Below are 18044 nucleotides of genomic sequence, written 5' to 3'. Positions count from 1 at the left end.
TGGTCGGGTCTGGCGAGTCAGCTCACCGGCGCTTGCGAATCTCCTCGGCGGTCTGCGGTACGACCTTGAACAGATCGCCCACCACGCCGAAGTCGGCGAGCTCAAAGATCGGCGCCTCACCGTCCTTGTTGACTGCGACGATCGTCTTTGAGGTCTGCATGCCGGCCCGGTGCTGGATCGCGCCGGAGATACCGAGCGCGATGTAGAGCTGCGGGGAGACCGTCTTGCCGGTCTGACCCACCTGGAACTGGTGCGGGTAGTAGCCCGAGTCGACGGCGGCGCGGGATGCGCCGACAGCGCCACCGAGCAGGTCCGCCAGCTCCTCGACGAGCTTGAAGTTGTCGGCGGTGCCGACCCCACGGCCGCCGGAGACGACGACCGAGGCCTCGGTCAGCTCCGGCCGGCTGCCCTTCTGCTCGGCGACCCGGTTGACGACCCGGGCCAGCTTGTCGGCGGCCGGGACCGAGACGGTGAGCTGTTCGACGGCCGGGGTGGCCGCGGCCGGTTCCGGAGTGATCGAGTTCGGCCGAACGGTAACCAGCGGCAGGCCACGGGTGACCTTGGACTTCACGATGGTGGAACCGGCGAAGACGACCTGCGTCGCGGTGCCGTCGGCGTCCAGCCCGACCACGTCGGTCAGGATGCCGTTGTCGAGCTTCACCGCGAGCCGAGCGGCGATCTCCTTGCCCTCCTGGGCGGAGGCGAGCAGCACGGCGGCGGGCTGCACCCGCGCAACCAACTCGGCCAGGACGGTGGCCTTGGGCGCGACCAGGTAGCCGTCGATCTCCGCACTCTCGGCGGCGTAGATCTTCGCTGCCCCGTACTCACCCAGCTTCGCGCTCAGCGCCTCGGCGGCGCCGGGGCCACCGAGCACGACCGCGCTCGGCGTGCCCAGGCTGCGGGCGAGGGTGAGCATCTCCAGGGTGACCTTCTTGACGCCGAACTCCCGGGTGGCTTCGACGACGACGAGAACCTCAGACATGTCCAGACCTGCTCTCACACGAACTTCTCGGTGGCGAGGAACTCGACCAGCTGCGTGCCGCCGGCGCCCTCGTCGGTGACCTTCGTGCCGCTGGAGCGCGGCGGGCGCTTGCTGTGCTCCAACACGGCGCTGGTCGCGCCGGCGCGGCCCACCTCGGCCGGGGCCACACCGAGGTCGCCCAGGGCCAGGGTCTGCACCGGCTTCTTCTTGGCGGCCATGATGCCCTTGAAGGAGGGGTAGCGCGGCTCGTTGATGGTGTCCCAGACGGAGACCACGGCGGGGGTCTCGGCGGTGACCACCTCGTAGCCCTCCTCGGTCTGCCGCTCGATGGTGAGCGTGCCGCCGTCAACGGTGAGCTTACGAGCGCCGGTCAGCGCGGCGACGCCGAGCCGCTCGGCGATCATGTGCGGCAGGACCTGGACCCGGCCGTCGGTGGACTCGGCACCGCAGAGCACCAGATCGGCGTTCAGCTGCCCGAGCGCGGCGCCGAGCACCTTGGCGGTGGTCACCGAGCAGGAGCCGGCCAGGGCGTCGTCCAGGACGTGTACGGCCTTGTCCGGGCCCATGGAGAGCGCCTTGCGGATCGACTCGGTCGCCTGGCCGGGCCCCATGGTCAGGATGGTGACCTCGCCGCCGTGCGCCTCCTTGATCTTCAACGCCTCCTCGATGGCGTACTCGTCCATCTCGTTGATGACGTTGTTCGCCGAACCGCGGTCGACGGTGTTGTCGTCAGTGCGCAGGTTGCGGTCCGCGCCCGAATCGGGCACCTGCTTGACGAGTACGACGATATTCATCGCGCTTCGACGACCCTCCTGTGTTTGGTGCGATTCGCTCGCCCGGTCTGGGGCGCAGCCTCCCGCGTAACTCAACGCGCGGTCAACCGCGGACGCTGTGCGGTTGCCCACGACGCCATGTTACCCACAAGTAGCTTCCAGCTCCGGAGACCGTATGGTGACACAGCTCACCGACGCGGCTCAGGCCGGCTCCGCCAGCGCGTCCCGGATGCGCTCGATCATCGCCGCCTCCGGCGGGGTGACCCCCCGGTGCGCCCCGGCCGCCTGGTCGGCAGCGGCCAACACCACCTCCCGGTAGGTCCGCACGTCCTGCGGAGATTTCTCGCGCAGGATCGCCACCGCCCGGGTCAACGCCGGAAGCACCACGGATTCGATCTCAAGCTCCGACTCGCGCGGCAGCCGAGGCAAGGAACCGCTGGTCAGCGCCGCCTTGACCACCCCGCTGGAATCCGCCAACGGGGCGGAGGCCGCGAAGCTCTCCCGGACCAGCGCCAGCACACCGGGCTCCACATTTGACACGAGGACGACCGCGCCGAAGGCGCCCGTACGGAGGGTCAACCGCTCCTCGTCCGTCAACCGCTGCTCCATGATCACGGAGTGTAGATGTCGCACCCGCCGTGGGGTGTGGCAACAACCACGGGTACGTCATGATGGTGTCATGGCTCGGCTGTACGTTCTCCTCTTCCTCGCGCAGGTCGTCCTCGCCGTCGTCGCGTTGATCAGCTGCCTCTCGGCCGAGGAGGGCGACATCCGCGCCCTGCCCCGGATCGCCTGGGTGCTGGTCATCCTCTTCTTCCCGCTGGTCGGCTCGATCGCCTGGTTCGTCGCCGGCCGCGAGTCCAGAGTCGGTCAACCCGGAGCCGGACGGCCGGTCGGCAACGGTCTCACCGGGCGCCGGCGCCGCCCGATCGCCCCGGACGACGACCCCGAGTTTCTCCGTTCGGTCGAGGAACGCACCCAGAACCGGGCCGACCAGGAGCTCTTCCGCCGCTGGGAGGAGGACCTGCGCCGCCGCGAGGACGATCTTCGCCGCCGGGATGATGAGCAGAAGCGGCCCGAGGCCTGACCCGCCTCAGGCGAGATTCGACGACCGGGGGTACGCGTCAGCCGGGTCAGTCACCACGTTGACCAGATACGGCACCCCGGCCTCGAAGGCCCGCCGCAGCGCCGCCCCCAGGTCGGCTGCCTTCGTCACGGTCTCGCCCGCGCCGCCCAACGCCTGGACCACCTGGTCGTAACGCAGCTCCGGCTGAAGGTCGGCGGCCACGTCGTAGCCGTAGAGTGCCCGCATCGGATGCTTTTCCAGCCCCCAGATGCCGTTGTTGCCCACGACGATCACCACCGGCAACCGCTGCCGGACCAACGACTCCACGTCCAGCAGGGAGAAGCCGGCCGCACCGTCCCCCATCAGGACGCAGATCTGCCGGTCGGGGTGGGTCACCCGAGCACCCATGGCGTAGCCCATCCCGGTGCCGAGGCAGCCATACGGACCGGGATCGAGCCAGGTGCCGGGCTGGGCGGGCTCCAGGTACCGGCCCGCGTACGAGACAAAGTCGCCACCGTCGCCAATGGTGATCGCGTCCCGGGCCAGTACCCGGCGCAGCTCGCCGTAGACCCGGGCGGGCCGGATCGGGTCGGTCTCCGCGGCCATCTCCACGGCGTCACGGGTGCGGGCGGCGTCCTCGGCGGCCCGCAACTCGGCGACCCACTCTGTGTGGTCGGCGCGGGTGCCGGGGTGGTCGGCGAAGGCGGACAGGATCAGTCGGAGGTCGCCAGCGGGCGCGGCGGCCAGCTGGCGGTGCTCGGCACGCTGACTCGGCGCGTCCACAACGTGCACCACCGCCGCGGCGCCGAATTCGCCGAAGTTGAGCCGGAAGTCCAGCGGTGTGCCGACGACCACCACCACGTCGGCCTTCCGCAACGCCGTCCGGCGGGACTTGACGAACGCGAGCGGGTGCTCCGGCGGCAGCACGCCCCGGCCCATGCCATTGGTGAAGACCGGCACCGCGAGGGCCTCGGCCACCGCGCGCAGGGCGGCAACGGCATCGCCGGCGTAGACGTCGGAGCCGGCGATGAGCACCGGGCGCTGCCCCTGGGCGATCAGGTCGGCGGCCTTCGCCACCTCCGCCGGGTCCGCCTCGATCGGGGCGATCGGGGCGACGGCGGGCAGGTCGGCGTCGGCCACCGAGAAGGCCACCTCCAGGGGGAGGTCCACAAAAACCGGGCCACGATGCGGGGTGAGCGCCGTGGTCAACGCGGCACCCACCGCCCGGGGGATGTCCTCGGGGCGCAACACCGTCTCGGCGTGCTTGGTCACCGGGGTGACCAACGGCAGGTGATCCAGCTCCTGGAGACTGCCCGCCCCCCACCGAAACTGTGGTGCTCGTCCACCGAGCACCAGGATTGGTGACCCGTTGAAGAAGGAACTGGTCAGGCCGGAAATGCCGTTGGTGACGCCCGGTCCGGCGGTCAGCACGGCGAGGCCGGGGCGGCGCTGCAGCTTCGCGACCGCCTCGGCCGCGAAGACCGCCGACTGCTCGTGCCGGACATCATAGATCGGAAACCCGAGCTGGTGCGCGGCGGCGTAGAGCGGGAAGACATGCCCACCGGAGAGGGTGAACATCTCCCGGACCCCGTGTGCCCGCAGCGCCGCCAGCGCGAGCGCCCCGCCGTGCCCCTCGATCCGCTCCGACATGACCAGCTCCCCTGCCCGCGGAAGATCTGGGCATACGCTACCCAGGGGTAGCCGGAATGGGAACGCCTCGGATCAACGTCCGGTGAAGTCCGGCTTGCGCTTCTCCACGAAGGCCGCCATGCCCTCCCGCCGGTCGTCGGTGGCGAACAGCGCCGCGAAGAGCTGGCTCTCCCAGGCCAGGCCGGAGGTCAGATCCATCTCCAGGCCACCGTCGACCGCCAGCTTCGCCGCGCGCAGGGCCTGCACCGGCCCGGTCAGGTACGGCTGCACCAGGGCCACCGCAGCGGGGTAGACCTCGGCGGCGGGAACCACCCGGTCGGCCAACCCGATCCGGAGCGCCTCCGGGGCATCCACCATCCGACCCGACATGATCAGATCCTTGGCGCGGGCCGGGCCGACCAGGCGGGCCAGCCGCTGGGTGCCACCGGCGCCGGGAATGACCCCGAGCTTGATCTCCGGCTGACCGAGCTTGGCGTCCTCGGCGACCACCCGCCAGTCGCAGGCGAGGGCCAGCTCGCAGCCGCCGCCGAGGGCGTACCCGGTGATCGCGGCGACCACCGGCTTGGGGATCCGGGCGATCGCCCCCAGCGCGCTGGAGAGCGCGACGGCCCGCTCCGACATGTCCACGTAGGACATGTCCGCCATCTCCTTGATGTCCGCCCCAGCGGCGAAGACCCGGTCCCCGCCGTACACGATGACCGCGCGGACGGCCGGGTCACCCTCCGCCTCGCTCGCCGCGGCGCGCAGTTCCTCCTGCACCTGGGTGTTCAGCGCATTCATCGGCGGCCGCTCCAACCGGATGGTGCCGATCCCGTCCTTGATCTCCAGCCGCACGAACTCGCCCACGCTGTCCCTCACTTCCTCGTCGAAGTCGCGTGCCAACCTTACGGCCCGGCCACTGGGGCCGTAGTCTGGCGCCAGCCCCGGCACCGGGAGTTCCGAGATGGTCACGTATTACCACGATAAATCGATTCAGGTCACCTCCACAGCTGTCCAGGTGGTGGACCAGACCTTCCCGCTGGCCGAAATCAGCGCCCTGTGGCACCACCGCGGCAGCCGCTCCTGGCGAGTGCTGGCAGGCCGCGGCGCGATCGGCGCGGCCCTGGCCGGCCCGCTGGTCGCCGCTGCGGCGGGCATCGCGCTCGCGCTCTGGCTCGGCCGCTCCCCCACCATCACCCTCGCCATCATCGGCGCCTCGGTGCTGGTCGGGCTCGCGGTCGGGCCGGTCGCCGACTTCCTCTTCGAACACCTGGTCCGCTCGTACGCCCGGGGCAGCCGCCGGCTGGAGATCTGGCTCCGCTGGCAGGGCCGGCCAATGCTGCTGCTGGCGACCGCGGACGCGGTGCGGTTCGGACAGATCTACCGAGCCCTGCAGCGCGCCATCGAAGCCAGTCAGCCGGCTCCCCAACCACCGCACCCGGCGGCGAGATCGGACCGCTCCCGCGCCACCAGCCCGTAGCGGCCCGGCACCAAAGTAGGGGTCGGCACCCGACCCGATCGGGCCGACCCGCACCGACCGACCCCGGTTAAAGTTAATGATGACCCTCTATTACCGGGACGACGCGGTGCAGGTGACCTCCGAGGCGATCCGGTCGGGCGGGCTCCGGGTGCCGGTCGCCGAGATCAGGTACGTCTGGCACACGAAGGGGCGCACCACCCTCGCCGTCCGCGGGCGGTTGCTCAGCCGCACTGGCCTGGTACTGCTGTTGTCACTGCCGCCCCTGGCGGCAGTGGTCTGCGCGCTCTCGCTGGTCTGGTCAGCACCGGAGCGAGGTTGGCTGCCGGTGCTGCTCACCCTCGCCGGGTGTCTGCTACTCGCGCTGGCCGTGGTGCCCTTCCTGGAGATCCCGCTCGGCTGGCTGGACCGCTCCTACGAGCGGGGAAACCGCGTACACGAGCTGTGGGTGCAGGCGCAGGGCCGCGAGCTGCTGCTCCTGCGCACGCCGGACGCGCTCCGGTTCGGCCAGATCTACCGCGCCGTGCAGCGCGCCGTCGAACAGCAGACCTACGACCGGTGACCGGGCGGCCAGGACATCCCGCCCGGGCCGCCACGGCCACCCCCGCCGTGGCGCGCGGTGCTGAAGAGTCAGCCCGGCCGGTACAACTCGTCGATCTCGTCCCGGCGGGGCAACGCCACCGATGCGCCGAGCCGCCGGACACACGCCGCGCCGGCACCCGTCGCCCACCGCGCCGCGTCCACCAGGTCGCGCCCCTCCCCCCAGCCGACCGCGAGCGCGGCCGAGAACGCGTCCCCGGCCGCGGTCGAGTCAACCGTCTCGACCGGCACCGCCGGGACGCGCACGCAGCCGCCGTCCCGGTCGCTATACCAGGCGCCGGCGACGCCGAGGGTGAGCACCGCCCGGGGGGTCAGCTCCAACAGCGCCGCTGGCTTGTCCCGACCGTGGCCGGTGAGGGTCTGTGCCTCGCTCTCGTTGACCACCAGCACGTCGGTGGCGGCGAAGAGCTCCGGCGGCACGGTCCGGGCCGGCGCAGCGTTGAGCACCACGCGGGTGCCGGCGGCACGCGCCGCCACCGCCGCCTCGGTAACGGTCTCTACCGGGATCTCCAACTGGGCGACCAGCACATCCGCTTCACGGATGGCGGTCAGCTCCGACTCGGTCAGCTCGGTCATCGTGGCGTTTGCGCCGGGGCTGACCACGATGGCGTTCTCCCCCTCGGCGTTGACCATCACCAGGGCGACCCCGGAGGCGCCGTACGCGACCCGCAGCTGGCTGGTGTCCACTCCGGCCGCGGTGACGCGGGCGCGCAGGGTGACGCCGAAGGCGTCGGAGCCGATGGCGCCGAGGAACGTGCAGGCCGCGCCGGCTCGCGCTGCCGCGATGGCCTGGTTGGCACCCTTGCCCCCCGGCACCATGACGAAGTCCGCGCCGAGCAGCGTCTCCCCCGGTCGCGGCAGCGCCGCGGCGGTCGCCACAAGGTCCATGTTGGCGCTACCCAGGACGACCACCCGGGTCCGTGACATTGAGCACCTCCGGTTGTGCGGGTTGGGGGCTGCGGAATCCCTACCCGGTCACGGCCAGACACGGGCCACGCCGTGCCTCAACCGGCGCGGGCGGTGTAGCGGTCGCCGTGCCGCTCGACCACCAGGGACAGCCCGAACGCTTTGCTGAGATTGTCCCCGGTGACGACATCGGTCAGCAGGCCCTGCGCCACCACGTCCCCGTCGCGCAGCAGCAACGCGTGGGTGAAGCCGGGCGGGATCTCCTCCACGTGGTGGGTGACCAACACCAGGGCCGGGGCATCCGGGTCCGAAGCCAGCTCCGCGAGCCGGGCCACCAGCTCTTCGCGGCCCCCCAGGTCAAGCCCCGCGGCGGGCTCGTCGAGCAGCAACAGCTCCGGGTCGGTCATCAACGCTCGGGCGATCTGTACTCGCTTACGCTCGCCCTCGGAGAGGGTGCCGTACCGGCGGTCGGCGAGGTCTCCGACGCCGAGCTGGCCGAGCAGGGCTCGGGCTCGGGTCTCGTCGCCGCTGTCGTACTTCTCCCGAAAGCGGCCCACCACGGACCAGGACGCGGTCACCACCACGTCCACGACCCGCTCCTCGGTGGGGATCCGCTCGGCGAGGGCTGCGGTCGAGAGCCCGATCCGCGTCCGCAACTCGGTCAGGTCGGTACGACCGAGCTGCTCGCCCAAGACGTGGGCGAGCCCGGCGGTCGGGTGCAGTCGACCACCGGCCAGGTTGAGCAGCGTGGTCTTACCGGCACCGTTGGGGCCCAGCACAACCCAGCGCTCGTCCAGCTCGACCTGCCAGTCAACGTCGTGCAGCAGGGCCGCACCAGCGCGGCGCACGGTCACGCCGTCGAGGCTGACCACCAGATCCGCGTCCACGGAGGCGGGGGCGGGGGCGGCACCGGAGGGGCCGGAGATCAGGGCACCAGTCACAACTCCATCCAACCACGCACCGGTGAGCTACACCCGGGCCCCCGAAGGAGCTACCGAAGCGAAGCGCTGTCCGACCGGTGGAGCGTCGGCCAGCCGCACCACCACACCGTCCCCGCCGGTCAGCTCGTCGTGGAGCCGAACACCTCGTCCCGGACCGCCTCCAGGGCGGTGTGCAGCGCGCCGCGCAGTATCGGCTCCTCGGTCAGCCCGGTCGGCACCACCCGCGGCCGAACCAGAGCGATCGCCGCCACCTCTCGCTGCACTCTTTCGGCCAACGCCGCCCCGCCGGCCCGGCCGACCGCACCGGCCAGGACCACCAGCGGTGGATCCAACACCACACAGGTACTCGTCACGCCGAGCGCGAGCCGACGGGCCAGCTCGTCCAGCATCGGGGCACCCGCCGCGCCGTCGGCCACCGCCGCGGCGACCCCACCGGCCGCCGTGTCGGCGGGATACCCATGCTCCTGGGCGAGCCCGCGAACCGCTTCCCCGCCGACGAGCTGCTGGAACGCGGGCTTCGTACGAAGGGCAGCGGCATGCGGGATCGGCACCCCGGGCACCGGCAGCCAGCCGATCTCTCCGGCGGCGCCGGTGCTGCCGTGGTGCAGCCGCCCGCCGATCACGATGGCCAGCCCGATCCCGGCGTCCACCCAGGCCAGGACGAAGTCAGCTACGCCCTGCGCCGCTCCCGACCGCGCCTCGGCCATCGCCACCAGGTTGACGTCGTTCTCGAAGACCACGGGGGTGCGCAGGTCGTCCCGAAGCGCGCCGAGCAGGCCAGCGTGCCACCGCGGCAGGTTGAACGCGAAGGTGATGTCGCCACTGGTCGGGTCGACGAGACCGGGGGCGCCCAGGACGACCCGGCGTACGGTTGACAGCGGTGCCTCGGCGCTGCTCGCGGCCGTAACGACGGCGTTGTGCACCACGTCGACCGGGTCGTCGGTATCGCCGGTTGGCTGCTCGGAGCGGCCGACCACCGCCCCGGTGATGTCCGCGCAGGCCGCGACCACCCGTTCGGCCCCGAAATCCACCCCCACCACGTGGGCGCTGCCCGGCCGGACCGCGTACAGCTGGGCGTTCGGGCCCCGGCCACCCGCCTGCTCACCGACCCGGGTGACCAGGCCCCGCTCCTCGAGCCGCTCGACCAGCTGGGACGCGGTCACCTTGGACAGACCGGTCAGCTCGCCCAGCCGCGCTCGGGTCAGCGGGCCCTGCTCCAGCAGCAGCTCCAGCGCCGCGCGGTCATTGAGTGCCCGCAACAGGCGGGGGGTGCCGGGGAGCCGGGTCATAGTCATGCCAGTCCTCGAGATTTCATAAAACCAGCCACACGCAACGACGAAAGAGGTAACCGTAGCGTAACGGTCACCGACGGAGCGGGTAATCGACCGTATCGACAGGAGACAGGGGAACACATGGGGCCGGACCCAGGGATTCGCCGCCTCGCGTTGGGCACCCTGCTCGCCGCCTACCCGGGCCCGGTCCCACCACAGTGGGCGGTCGACCTGGTTGGTGCGGGCCTCGCCGGACACACGCTCTTCGGCACCAACGTGCACAGCCCCGAACAGGTGGCGGCGAGCACCGCCACCCTCCGTGCCGCCCGGTCCGACGTACTGATTGCGATCGACGAGGAGGGCGGAGACATCACCCGCCTCGCGCACGCGACCGGAAGCCCGTACCCCGGCAACGCCGCACTCGGCGCGATCGGCGACGTGGCGCTGACCCGACGTGTCCACGAGGCCATCGGAGCGGAGTTGGCCGCCCTCGGCATCACCGTCAACCTGGCCCCGGCCGTTGACGTCAACAGCACCGACGAGAACCCGGTGATCGGCACCCGCTCCTTCGGTCGCGACCCGGACCGGGTGGCCGCACATGCTGCCGCCGCGGTGGCCGGCCTGCAGCACGGCGGGGTGGCCGCCTGCGCCAAGCACTTCCCCGGCCACGGTGCCACGCTCGCCGACTCGCACCACGAACTACCCACGATCAATGCCCCCCTGACGCTCCTCCGCCAGCGGGACCTACCGCCGTTCGCGGCGGTGGTCGCCGCCGACACCCGGGCGGTGATGACGGCGCACATTCGGATCCCGACGCTGACCGGGGAGGGACCGGCCACCTTCAGCCGGGCAGCCCTGGTTGAACTGCTGCGCCACGAGTACGGCTTCACCGGGGCCGTCGTCACCGACGCCCTCGAGATGAAGGGCGCGGCGTCGGCCGCGGGCGGGGTGGGCCCGGCCGCCGTCGCGGCGCTTGCCGCCGGGGCGGACCTGCTCTGCATCGGCGCGCGGGTCGATGCTGGCCTGGTCGAGCAGGTCGCCAACGAGATCGGGGCAGCGCTCGCCGACGGCCGGCTGGAGCGGGCACGGGTCGAGGAGGCAGCCGGCCGTACCGCCGAACTCGCCGCCTGGCCCCGGAGCACGGGCGCCACCGACGCCCTGCCCACCCAGCTCGGGTACGCCGCCGCCCGCCGGGCGGTCCGGGTGGAGGGCACGCTGACCGGGCTCGGCCGCCCCCTGGTGGTGCAGCTGCACGCCACCTCGACAGTCGCCGAGGCACGGGTGCCGTGGGGACTCGGCCCGCACCTCACCGACGCCGAGCAGCTACGGGTCGTCGCCACCGACACGGACCCGGTGACCTTGCGGCGGATCGCCGGCGAGCGGACGATCGTCCTGGTCGGCCGGCGGCTACACCTGCTGCCCGGCGCCACCGGCCTGGTCACGGCGCTCGCCGCACAGCACCCGGTGGTGGTGGTCGAGATGGGCTGGCCCGGGTCGTGGCGGCCGCCGGGAGTGCGCGCCTTCGTCACCACGTACGGCGCCAGCCACGCCAATGGCCGAGCAGCCGCCGAAGTCCTCGGGCTGACCACCGGACACGCCTAGCACGCTCCGTCACTGGCCACTCCAGCCGGCTGTGCAGCTTCTACCGCAGGTCAGAGTCCAGTTTTCGACACACCAACACCTCTGATCACCCCTTGCCTACCCGCCGCTAAATACGTAGCGTCACAACTGCATCCGGCGATCCGCCCCCGGGCGGCCAGCGGGGCCTGGGGGAAGGACGCGGACCGGGGTTCCGGCCCGGGAACTCCGGTCCGCGCCCTACCCACTCCCGACGGCGCGAGCCGGCCGACTCAGCCCGGGTAGACCCCGAACGACCGCCAGCCCCGGTCGGGGAACCCGGCCGCCTCGGCCACCCGGGCCGAGGCCACGTTCCGTCGACTGTGCAGGTACGTCGGTACCGCTCCCTCGGCGAGGACTCGGCGCGCCGCCTGGGCGACCAGCCGACGGGCCAGCCCCCGCCCCCGGGCTGCCGGTACGGTGCCCACCGCCAGTTCCCCGCCGTACGCGTCGTGCCACTTGACGCCGACCCCGGCCCGGTACCGGCCACGGTCGTCGCGCACCACCAGCACCGGCCGGTCGAACAGTCGGAGCCAGGGCGGCAGGCCGGGCGACGTCGGTGGGATCCACTCACCGACCTCCGGCAGTGGTGCGGGATCCTCGGTCCACCGAAACACGTCGTCGTGCACCACCCAGTCGGGGTGACCGACAGCCGCCGGCAGGCCGGCAAGGAGCCGCCGGGACGAGCCCCGGGCCAGTTCCCGGATGACGGCGACCCGTTCCGGCGCTACGGAGAGCACCTGGTGCTCCCCGGCGGAGACGGCGATCGCCGGTCGGAGCCGACCGTCCCAGGCGGGCTGGGCCCGACGTCGAGCGGCGACCACGTGCAGACCCGGGCCAGCGGGCCACTGCCCCAGCCAGGTGGCCAGGTGCAGGTAGAGCCGCCGACTGCCCATCGCCCTCCTTCGAGGTCCGCTCGTCGCGCACCGCCCGCCGCGTCCGGAGTGCCCCACGGTTCGCGGACCACCGCCGGTGGCGACGGCCGTAACCGCCTCGCAAGATCTTAAGCTGATTGTCGCGGCTACGCTGGGCAACGACGAGGGAGGCCCGGTGACGCAACGGGTACTGGTCGTTGACGACGACCGAACAGTCAGTGACGTGGTCTGTCGCTACCTGGCACACGCCGGCTACCAGGTGCGGCACGTCGGCGACGGCGACTCGGCGCTTGCCGCGGTCGCCGCCGAACCGCCCGACCTGGTCGTGCTGGATCTGATGCTGCCCGGGCTCGACGGTCTGGAAGTGTGCCGGCGGCTACGGGCGAAGCCGGGTGGGGTGCCCATCATCATGCTCACCGCCCGCGGGGACGAGGCTGACCGCGTCCTCGGCCTGCAGCTCGGTGCGGACGACTACCTCGGCAAGCCGTTCTCGCCCCGGGAGTTGGTGTTGCGGGTCGGGTCGGTGCTGCGGCGCAGCGGTGAGCCCCGGACGGCACCGGCCACCGTGCTCCGTGACGACGCGCTCGTGGTCGAGACCGGCCCCCGGGTGGCCCGGCTGCACGGCCACGAGCTGACCCTCACCGTGCGCGAGTTCGACCTACTGGCGTACCTGATGCGACACCCCGCCCGGGCGCTGGGCCGGGCCGAGTTGCTGGAGCGGGTGTGGGGCTGGAACTTCGGTGACCAGTCAACGGTGACCGTCCATGTTCGACGGCTACGGGAGAAGGTGGAGGCCGATCCCGCCAACCCGCGCCGGATCGTGACGGTCTGGGGCATTGGCTACCGATACGAGCCGATCGATGGGTGAACTGGCGCTAATCTTCGCACTCGCGCTCGGCGCGGCGCTCTGCGTCGGCGCGGCCGGTGCGCTCACCCTACGCCTACTGCGCGGATGCTCGGTGACGGTACACATCGTCACCCTGCTGATCATCACGGTGACCGCAATGGTGGCCGCGGTGACCATGGTCGCCTACGAGATGTTCCTCTCCCCGCATGACCGGAACGTGGTGCTGATCGCGGTGGCGGCGGCGGCCCTGGTGAGCCTCACGGTCGGCTGGCTCTTCGGACGCCGCCTGGCCGCCGCCGCGGTCTGGGCAGACCAGGCCCGGCAGCGGGAACGCCAGATCGAACAGGGTCGGCGGGACCTCGTCGCCTGGGTTTCGCACGACCTGCGAACCCCACTGGCCGGGCTGCGGGCGATGGCTGAGGCGCTGGAGGACCGGGTGGTCGACGACCCCACGACGGTGAGCGAGTACCACCGCCGGATCCGGGCGGAGACCAATCGGATGACCCGACTGGTGGACGACCTCTTCGAGCTCTCCCGAATCAACGCCGGCGCCTTGCGCCTGACCCTGGCGGCGGTACCGCTGGGCGATGTCGTGTCGGACGCCGTCGCCAGCGCCGCACCGCTGGCGGCCGCCTGCCGAGTCCGCCTGCTGGCACCCGACTCGGGCTGGCCGACCGTACTGGCCAGTGAGCCCGAGCTGGCCCGGGTGGTAGGGAATCTCCTGCTCAATGCCGTCCGCTACACACCGTCGGAGGGGACCGTCCGGGTCGAGGCCGGGGCGGACACCGACTGGGCGTGGCTGGCCGTGGCGGACACCTGCGGCGGCATCCCCGAGGCGGACCTACCCCGCGTCTTCGAGGTCGCCTTCCGCGGCGAGCGCGCCCGCACCCCCCGCCCCAGCACCGGTGAGACGGCCAGCTCCGGGGGACTGGGACTGGCGATCGTCCGAGGGTTGGTCGAGGCGCACGGCGGCCGGGTGCAGGTCCGCAACACCACCGGTGGGTGTCGGTTCGAGGTCCGGCTGCCCCTCCCGGGAGCCGCCTAATCCCATCGACTGTTACCACTGAATTCAATAGATGTACACCATTCTCTGGCATGGTGGGATCCATGCCGAACCAGCCACCGAACCGCCGCCGCCACGGCTCCAGGGCACTCTGGCCAACCGCCTGGATTGCCGAGGAGTCCTTTCCGGCCCAGCCACCACACCGCGGCACCCGCGCCTCGCCGCTGCTCACCTGGGTTGAGCTGAACCGCCGACCCACCGGCGATCCCGACGCCCACTGACCAACCGTCGGGCCCGCCCGGGGCGGCACCGGGGATCACCACCGCCCCGCACCGACCGGCGAGCCGACGCCGGCATTCGCACACCTGTCGGGTAACGTCTGCTGGTCCTCCAGACCGGCCTACGACAGGAGAAGTTCCGCGCATGGGCAAGAAGACGATCCGCGTCTCCGACTTCAGCGGCCGGGTGCTCCAGCCCGACGACGAGGCCACCCGGGTGGTCGTCCTGGAGCACCCGGACCTGGTGGCCGGGCCCGTACAGTTGGACGCCACCCCGGCCGAGGTGGAGAACATCGACGACGCGGCCCTGGATATCGCGATCGTGGAGATCCACGACAGCCACGGTGGGGGCGAGCCACGCCGGGTCGTACTGACCGCCAGCGAGTTCGACGCGATGGCCACCGACACACCGATGGCGCAGCTGCTGCGGACCGCCGAGCGGGTTCGCCCGCCGAAGACCCGCCGCGCCGCAGAGAAGGTCGACTACGGCACCATCGAGCACGCGGGCCGGCCGCACCGGGGTCGGGTCACCGAGGAGGAGGCCCGGCTGGTGCGGGAGCAGCTGGACGAGGTCAACAAGCGCCTCGCCGACGCCGGCGTACGCCAGATCGACCCGGCCGATCCGGAGCACGCCGCCCGGTACAGCTTCCCCACCTCGGACTGACCAGCTCACTTCCGGCGGGTGGGGTCGTGGCGACGCTCGTCGCCGCGACCCCACCGCCACGCCCCGCCCCCCGACCCGACCGCTCCGCTTGGCGCGGCGGCCGGCGCTGGTACGCCGGCCTCGTGGGCCAGCGGGGCCGAGGCCAGCTGTCGGCGTTTCGGCGAAGGGATACCGCGTGCGGCTCCAGGTGGGATGCGCGATGTGGACGCACCGGGCGTGGCAGGGGCGCCTGGTGGCCCACCCCCTGCCAGCACCCGAGCGCCTACGGCACTACGCCGGGTGGTGCACGGCGGTGGAGGGGAACACCACCTTCTACGCGACCCCCTCCCGGGAGGCGGTCTCCTCCTGGGCGCAGCAGACCGACCCGAACTTCGGATTCGTGCTCAAGCTGCCTCGCGTTGTCACGCACGAGCGCCGCCTCGGCGAGGTGAACGAACCGCTGCGTGCCTTTCTCGACGCGATCGAACCCCTGGGTCCCCGGGCGCAGGCTCTCTGGATCCAGCTGCCGGGTTCCTTCGCTCCGGGCGACGTGGCCACCCTCGCCCGCTTCCTGCGGCGCCTTCCCCCGACCCACCGGTACGCGGTCGAGGTGCGCCATCCCGCGTTTTTCGTCGACTCCGACGCGGCCCGGCTGTTGGTCCGGACGCTGGCCGCCACCGACACCGAGTGGATCCCCTTCGACACCACCACGTTCTTCGCCCGTCCCCCGACCAGCGACGCGGAGCGGGATGCCTGGACGAAGAAGCCACGGATGCCGCTCCGCGCGGCGGCGCTGACCGACCGGCCGATCGTCCGTTACCTCGGCCGGGATGATCCCGACCAGACCAGTGCGGGCTGGCAGCGCTGGGTCGACACCATCGCCGACTGGCTCCACGAGGGCCGCTCGCCCACCTTCTTCGTCCACACTCCAGACAACGCCGACGCCCCGGTGCTCGCCCGCCGCTTCCACGACGAGGTCCGCGCCTGCGTCCCCGCGGTCGAGCCGCTGCCCCGACCGGCCCCGGTGCAGCCGCTGACGCTCTTCTAAGCACCGCCGCCTGAGCGCCCCCCTCCTGAGCGCCGCCGCTTCCGGCCACCGCCACCGGCGCCAACCCACGTCGCGGAAGCCGAGTCAATCGTCCTTTTGCCCAGACCAACACCCTTAACGCCCGGTACGCGTTGATCCTGACGGTAGAGACATTTCTACCCGCACAGGGGGATAGGTGGCTAAAGATGGCTGCTGCCCTATCAGCGGTCATTTGTCGGCTCGGAGGTATGCACGATGCAAGGAATCGGTCAACGGCTCGGCCGAGGCGTTGGAGGGCACCAGACGGGACGCACCGCCGCCGGCTGGCTCTCCCTCGCGCTGGCCGTGACGGTCACGCAGGCGGTCGTCGTGTCGCCCGGGTTCGCGCAGAACAAGCCACCGACGGCCGCAGCCGTGACGGACACCGCCCTGGCCTGGGGAGACAACAAGGCCGGGCAGGTGGGCGACGGGACCAACGACGAAAGGGACATGCCCGTCGAGGTCAGCCTGCCCACGGGAACCCTGGTCACCGACATCGCCGGCGGTGGCGCCCACAGCCTGGCGTTGACCAATACCGGCAGCCTGCTCGCCTGGGGCGACAACTCCTCCGGTCAACTCGGCGACGGAACCCTAACCAGCAGCAGCAACACCCCCGTCGCGGTTGACCTGCCCACGGGAGTCGAGGTCACCGCCATCGCCGCCGGCGGCAGCCACAGCCTGGCGTTGGCCTCCAATGGCACCGTCTATGCCTGGGGTGCCAACACCGAGGGGCAGCTCGGTAACGGGACCTTCGACAACACCAACACCCCCGTCGTCGTTGACCTGCCCACGAGCACCACGGCCACCGCCATCGCCGCCGGCGCCGCCCACAGCCTGTCGCTGACCTCCGACAACACCGCACTCGCCTGGGGCAGCAACAGCAAGGGGCAGCTCGGTGACGAGACCACCGACAACACCAACAAGCCGACCACCGTCGCCCTGCCATCGGGAACCACGCTCACCGCGATCGCCGGCGGTGGCGCCCACAGCCTGGGGATAACCACCGACAACGCCGCCCTCGCCTGGGGAGACAACGACGAGGGGCAGCTCGGGGACGGAACCAACGTCGCCGCCCTCGCACCGGTCAACGTCGCCCTGGCACCGGGCACCACGGTTACCGCCGTCGCCGCCGGCCTTATCCACAGTGTGGCGTTGCTGGGCAACGGCACCGCCGCCAGCTGGGGTAACAACTCCTCGGGCCAGCTGGGCAACGGGAACAACATCACCAGCAATACCCCGGTCGAGGTCGTCCTGCCCACCGACACCACGCTGACCGCCATCGCCGCCAACAGCAGCGACCACACCGTGGCGATAACCAACACCGAAACCGCCCTCTCCTGGGGCGACAACACCTTCGGTCAACTCGGTGCCGATCTCACCACCACCAGCGGCGGGGTCGGCATCGCCAGCAGCAGCAACACCCCCGTTGCGGTCAGCCTGCCCACCGGCACCACCGTGACCACCACCGCCGTCGGCAGCAACCACAGCCTGGCCCTGCCCACGCTCCAGGCGACATCCACCACGGACCTGCAGGTGTCGCCGCAGGACCCGACCGCGGATCAGGACGTCACCCTCACCGCCACCGTCACCTGCAACCCCGGACCCGCGACCGGCGACATCACCTTCCGCAACAACAACACCGACCTCGCCACCGTGCCCCTGGACAGCACCAGCACCGCCACCTACACCACCCGGCTCCCGGTCGGCGCCAACACCATCACCGCCCACTACACCAGCAGCACCACTCTCTGCCCCAACAGTGACTCCGAGGCCGTCACCATCACCGTCACCGAGCCGACCGACCCCACTGACCCGACCGACCCGACCGATCCCACCGACCCGACCGACCCCACCGACCCAGACCTACCCATCACCGGCGCCAGCCTGCCCAGCCTGCTCGGCACCGCCACCCTGCTCATCCTCGTCGGTGTCAGCTTCATGTTCCTCACCCGCCGACACCGGTCCAGCCACCACCAGAATTAGCTGGTAGTAGGCACAAAGCCCGGCCGGGGTTGCTCGTCGCGATGACGACGAGCAACCCCGGCCGGAGCGTCAGTGCCGGAGGTACCG

Annotated in this window: 19 protein-coding genes; 10 read left to right on the top strand and 9 right to left on the bottom strand. The window is 71.6% G+C overall.

Features of this window, described 5'->3' with window-relative positions:
* Positions 1-22: 22 nt before the first annotated feature.
* From K228_RS0105735 to K228_RS0105725, 3 genes are all read right to left on the bottom strand, one after another.
* Positions 23-982, bottom strand: a complete 960-nt coding sequence (locus tag K228_RS0105735; protein ID WP_025617551.1) for an electron transfer flavoprotein subunit alpha/FixB family protein — start codon at positions 980-982, stop codon at positions 23-25.
* Positions 983-996: 14 nt separating this feature from the next.
* Positions 997-1776: an electron transfer flavoprotein subunit beta/FixA family protein gene (locus K228_RS0105730; RefSeq protein WP_025617550.1), complete on the bottom strand. Its 780-nt coding sequence runs from the start codon at positions 1774-1776 to the stop codon at positions 997-999.
* Positions 1777-1956: 180 nt separating this feature from the next.
* A complete protein-coding gene (locus K228_RS0105725) occupies positions 1957-2370 on the bottom strand; it encodes a hypothetical protein (RefSeq protein WP_025617549.1) in 414 nt (137 codons plus the stop codon).
* A 64-nt stretch (positions 2371-2434) separates the two neighbouring features.
* On the opposite strand from K228_RS0105725, the gene K228_RS0105720 reads away from it, so the two are divergent.
* Positions 2435-2842: a PLD nuclease N-terminal domain-containing protein gene (locus K228_RS0105720; protein ID WP_025617548.1), complete on the top strand. Its 408-nt coding sequence runs from the start codon at positions 2435-2437 to the stop codon at positions 2840-2842.
* Positions 2843-2848: 6 nt separating this feature from the next.
* On the opposite strand, the gene K228_RS0105715 is transcribed toward K228_RS0105720, so the two are convergent.
* Both K228_RS0105715 and K228_RS0105710 read right to left on the bottom strand, forming a co-directional pair.
* On the bottom strand, positions 2849-4471 hold the full coding sequence (locus K228_RS0105715; protein ID WP_025617547.1) for an acetolactate synthase: 1623 nt from the start codon (positions 4469-4471) through the stop codon (positions 2849-2851).
* 72 nt (positions 4472-4543) lie between these two features.
* Entirely contained in the window at positions 4544-5317 is a 774-nt protein-coding gene (locus tag K228_RS0105710; RefSeq protein ID WP_025617546.1) for an enoyl-CoA hydratase/isomerase family protein, read from the bottom strand.
* A gap of 97 nt (positions 5318-5414) precedes the next feature.
* Here K228_RS0105710 and K228_RS0105705 point away from each other — a divergent pair, with 97 nt between their 5' ends.
* Positions 5415-5930, top strand: a complete 516-nt coding sequence (locus K228_RS0105705) for a DUF6232 family protein (RefSeq protein ID WP_025617545.1) — start codon at positions 5415-5417, stop codon at positions 5928-5930.
* Between the two features lie 79 nt (positions 5931-6009).
* The gene (locus K228_RS0105700) at positions 6010-6489 is read left to right on the top strand and encodes a DUF6232 family protein (RefSeq protein ID WP_025617544.1); all 480 of its coding nucleotides are present in this window, start codon (positions 6010-6012) and stop codon (positions 6487-6489) included.
* Between the two features lie 68 nt (positions 6490-6557).
* Here the strand turns inward: K228_RS0105700 and K228_RS0105695 are convergent, their stop codons facing one another.
* The 3 genes from K228_RS0105695 to K228_RS0105685 all read right to left on the bottom strand — a co-directional run bounded on the left by K228_RS0105695 (position 6558) and on the right by K228_RS0105685 (position 9669).
* Positions 6558-7454: a ribokinase gene (locus K228_RS0105695; RefSeq protein ID WP_025617543.1), complete on the bottom strand. Its 897-nt coding sequence runs from the start codon at positions 7452-7454 to the stop codon at positions 6558-6560.
* Between the two features lie 77 nt (positions 7455-7531).
* Complete coding sequence (locus tag K228_RS0105690; protein WP_025617542.1) at positions 7532-8374, bottom strand: ABC transporter ATP-binding protein; 843 nt, start codon at positions 8372-8374, stop codon at positions 7532-7534.
* Positions 8375-8493: 119 nt separating this feature from the next.
* Positions 8494-9669, bottom strand: coding sequence for an ROK family transcriptional regulator (locus K228_RS0105685; RefSeq protein WP_025617541.1), 1176 nt, complete (start codon positions 9667-9669; stop codon positions 8494-8496).
* Positions 9670-9786: 117 nt separating this feature from the next.
* Between K228_RS0105685 and K228_RS0105680 the strand changes: the two genes are divergently transcribed.
* On the top strand, positions 9787-11247 hold the full coding sequence (locus tag K228_RS0105680; protein WP_025617540.1) for a glycoside hydrolase family 3 N-terminal domain-containing protein: 1461 nt from the start codon (positions 9787-9789) through the stop codon (positions 11245-11247).
* A 248-nt stretch (positions 11248-11495) separates the two neighbouring features.
* On the opposite strand, the gene K228_RS0105675 is transcribed toward K228_RS0105680, so the two are convergent.
* Entirely contained in the window at positions 11496-12158 is a 663-nt protein-coding gene (locus K228_RS0105675) for a GNAT family N-acetyltransferase (protein ID WP_025617539.1), read from the bottom strand.
* A gap of 154 nt (positions 12159-12312) precedes the next feature.
* Here K228_RS0105675 and K228_RS0105670 point away from each other — a divergent pair, with 154 nt between their 5' ends.
* From K228_RS0105670 to K228_RS0105645, 6 genes are all read left to right on the top strand, one after another.
* Positions 12313-13005, top strand: coding sequence for a response regulator transcription factor (locus K228_RS0105670; RefSeq protein WP_025617538.1), 693 nt, complete (start codon positions 12313-12315; stop codon positions 13003-13005).
* Entirely contained in the window at positions 12998-14029 is a 1032-nt protein-coding gene (locus tag K228_RS0105665) for a sensor histidine kinase (protein WP_025617537.1), read from the top strand. The genes K228_RS0105670 and K228_RS0105665 overlap by 8 nt, the downstream gene beginning before the upstream one ends.
* A 62-nt stretch (positions 14030-14091) precedes the next feature.
* Positions 14092-14268: a hypothetical protein gene (locus K228_RS28745; RefSeq protein ID WP_188116171.1), complete on the top strand. Its 177-nt coding sequence runs from the start codon at positions 14092-14094 to the stop codon at positions 14266-14268.
* 142 nt (positions 14269-14410) lie between these two features.
* Positions 14411-14929, top strand: a complete 519-nt coding sequence (locus tag K228_RS0105655; RefSeq protein WP_025617536.1) for a hypothetical protein — start codon at positions 14411-14413, stop codon at positions 14927-14929.
* Positions 14930-15128: 199 nt separating this feature from the next.
* On the top strand, positions 15129-15956 hold the full coding sequence (locus tag K228_RS0105650; protein ID WP_025617535.1) for a DUF72 domain-containing protein: 828 nt from the start codon (positions 15129-15131) through the stop codon (positions 15954-15956).
* Positions 15957-16190: 234 nt separating this feature from the next.
* Positions 16191-17957 carry an RCC1 domain-containing protein gene (locus K228_RS0105645; RefSeq protein WP_025617534.1) on the top strand — a complete coding sequence of 589 codons (1767 nt, stop codon included), beginning with the start codon at positions 16191-16193 and terminating at the stop codon, positions 17955-17957.
* Positions 17958-18044: the final 87 nt, after the last annotated feature.

This window comes from Salinispora cortesiana (assembly GCF_000484695.1).
GTDB classification, from domain to species: Bacteria; Actinomycetota; Actinomycetes; order Mycobacteriales; family Micromonosporaceae; genus Micromonospora; species Micromonospora cortesiana.
The sequence above is the reverse complement of the archived record's forward strand: the minus strand, read 5'-3'. Positions and strand labels throughout refer to the sequence as shown.

Coding starts and splice junctions, on each gene's coding strand:
- K228_RS0105735 (WP_025617551.1), bottom strand. CDS start 982: ATGTCTGAGGTTCTCGTCGTCGTCGAAGCCACCCGGGAGTTCGGCGTC.
- K228_RS0105730 (WP_025617550.1), bottom strand. CDS start 1,776: ATGAATATCGTCGTACTCGTCAAGCAGGTGCCCGATTCGGGCGCGGAC.
- K228_RS0105720 (WP_025617548.1), top strand. CDS start 2,435: ATGGCTCGGCTGTACGTTCTCCTCTTCCTCGCGCAGGTCGTCCTCGCC.
- K228_RS0105715 (WP_025617547.1), bottom strand. CDS start 4,471: ATGTCGGAGCGGATCGAGGGGCACGGCGGGGCGCTCGCGCTGGCGGCG.
- K228_RS0105705 (WP_025617545.1), top strand. CDS start 5,415: ATGGTCACGTATTACCACGATAAATCGATTCAGGTCACCTCCACAGCT.
- K228_RS0105700 (WP_025617544.1), top strand. CDS start 6,010: ATGACCCTCTATTACCGGGACGACGCGGTGCAGGTGACCTCCGAGGCG.
- K228_RS0105695 (WP_025617543.1), bottom strand. CDS start 7,454: ATGTCACGGACCCGGGTGGTCGTCCTGGGTAGCGCCAACATGGACCTT.
- K228_RS0105685 (WP_025617541.1), bottom strand. CDS start 9,669: ATGACTATGACCCGGCTCCCCGGCACCCCCCGCCTGTTGCGGGCACTC.
- K228_RS0105680 (WP_025617540.1), top strand. CDS start 9,787: ATGGGGCCGGACCCAGGGATTCGCCGCCTCGCGTTGGGCACCCTGCTC.
- K228_RS0105675 (WP_025617539.1), bottom strand. CDS start 12,158: ATGGGCAGTCGGCGGCTCTACCTGCACCTGGCCACCTGGCTGGGGCAG.
- K228_RS0105665 (WP_025617537.1), top strand. CDS start 12,998: ATGGGTGAACTGGCGCTAATCTTCGCACTCGCGCTCGGCGCGGCGCTC.
- K228_RS28745 (WP_188116171.1), top strand. CDS start 14,092: ATGCCGAACCAGCCACCGAACCGCCGCCGCCACGGCTCCAGGGCACTC.
- K228_RS0105655 (WP_025617536.1), top strand. CDS start 14,411: ATGGGCAAGAAGACGATCCGCGTCTCCGACTTCAGCGGCCGGGTGCTC.
- K228_RS0105650 (WP_025617535.1), top strand. CDS start 15,129: ATGTGGACGCACCGGGCGTGGCAGGGGCGCCTGGTGGCCCACCCCCTG.
- K228_RS0105645 (WP_025617534.1), top strand. CDS start 16,191: ATGCAAGGAATCGGTCAACGGCTCGGCCGAGGCGTTGGAGGGCACCAG.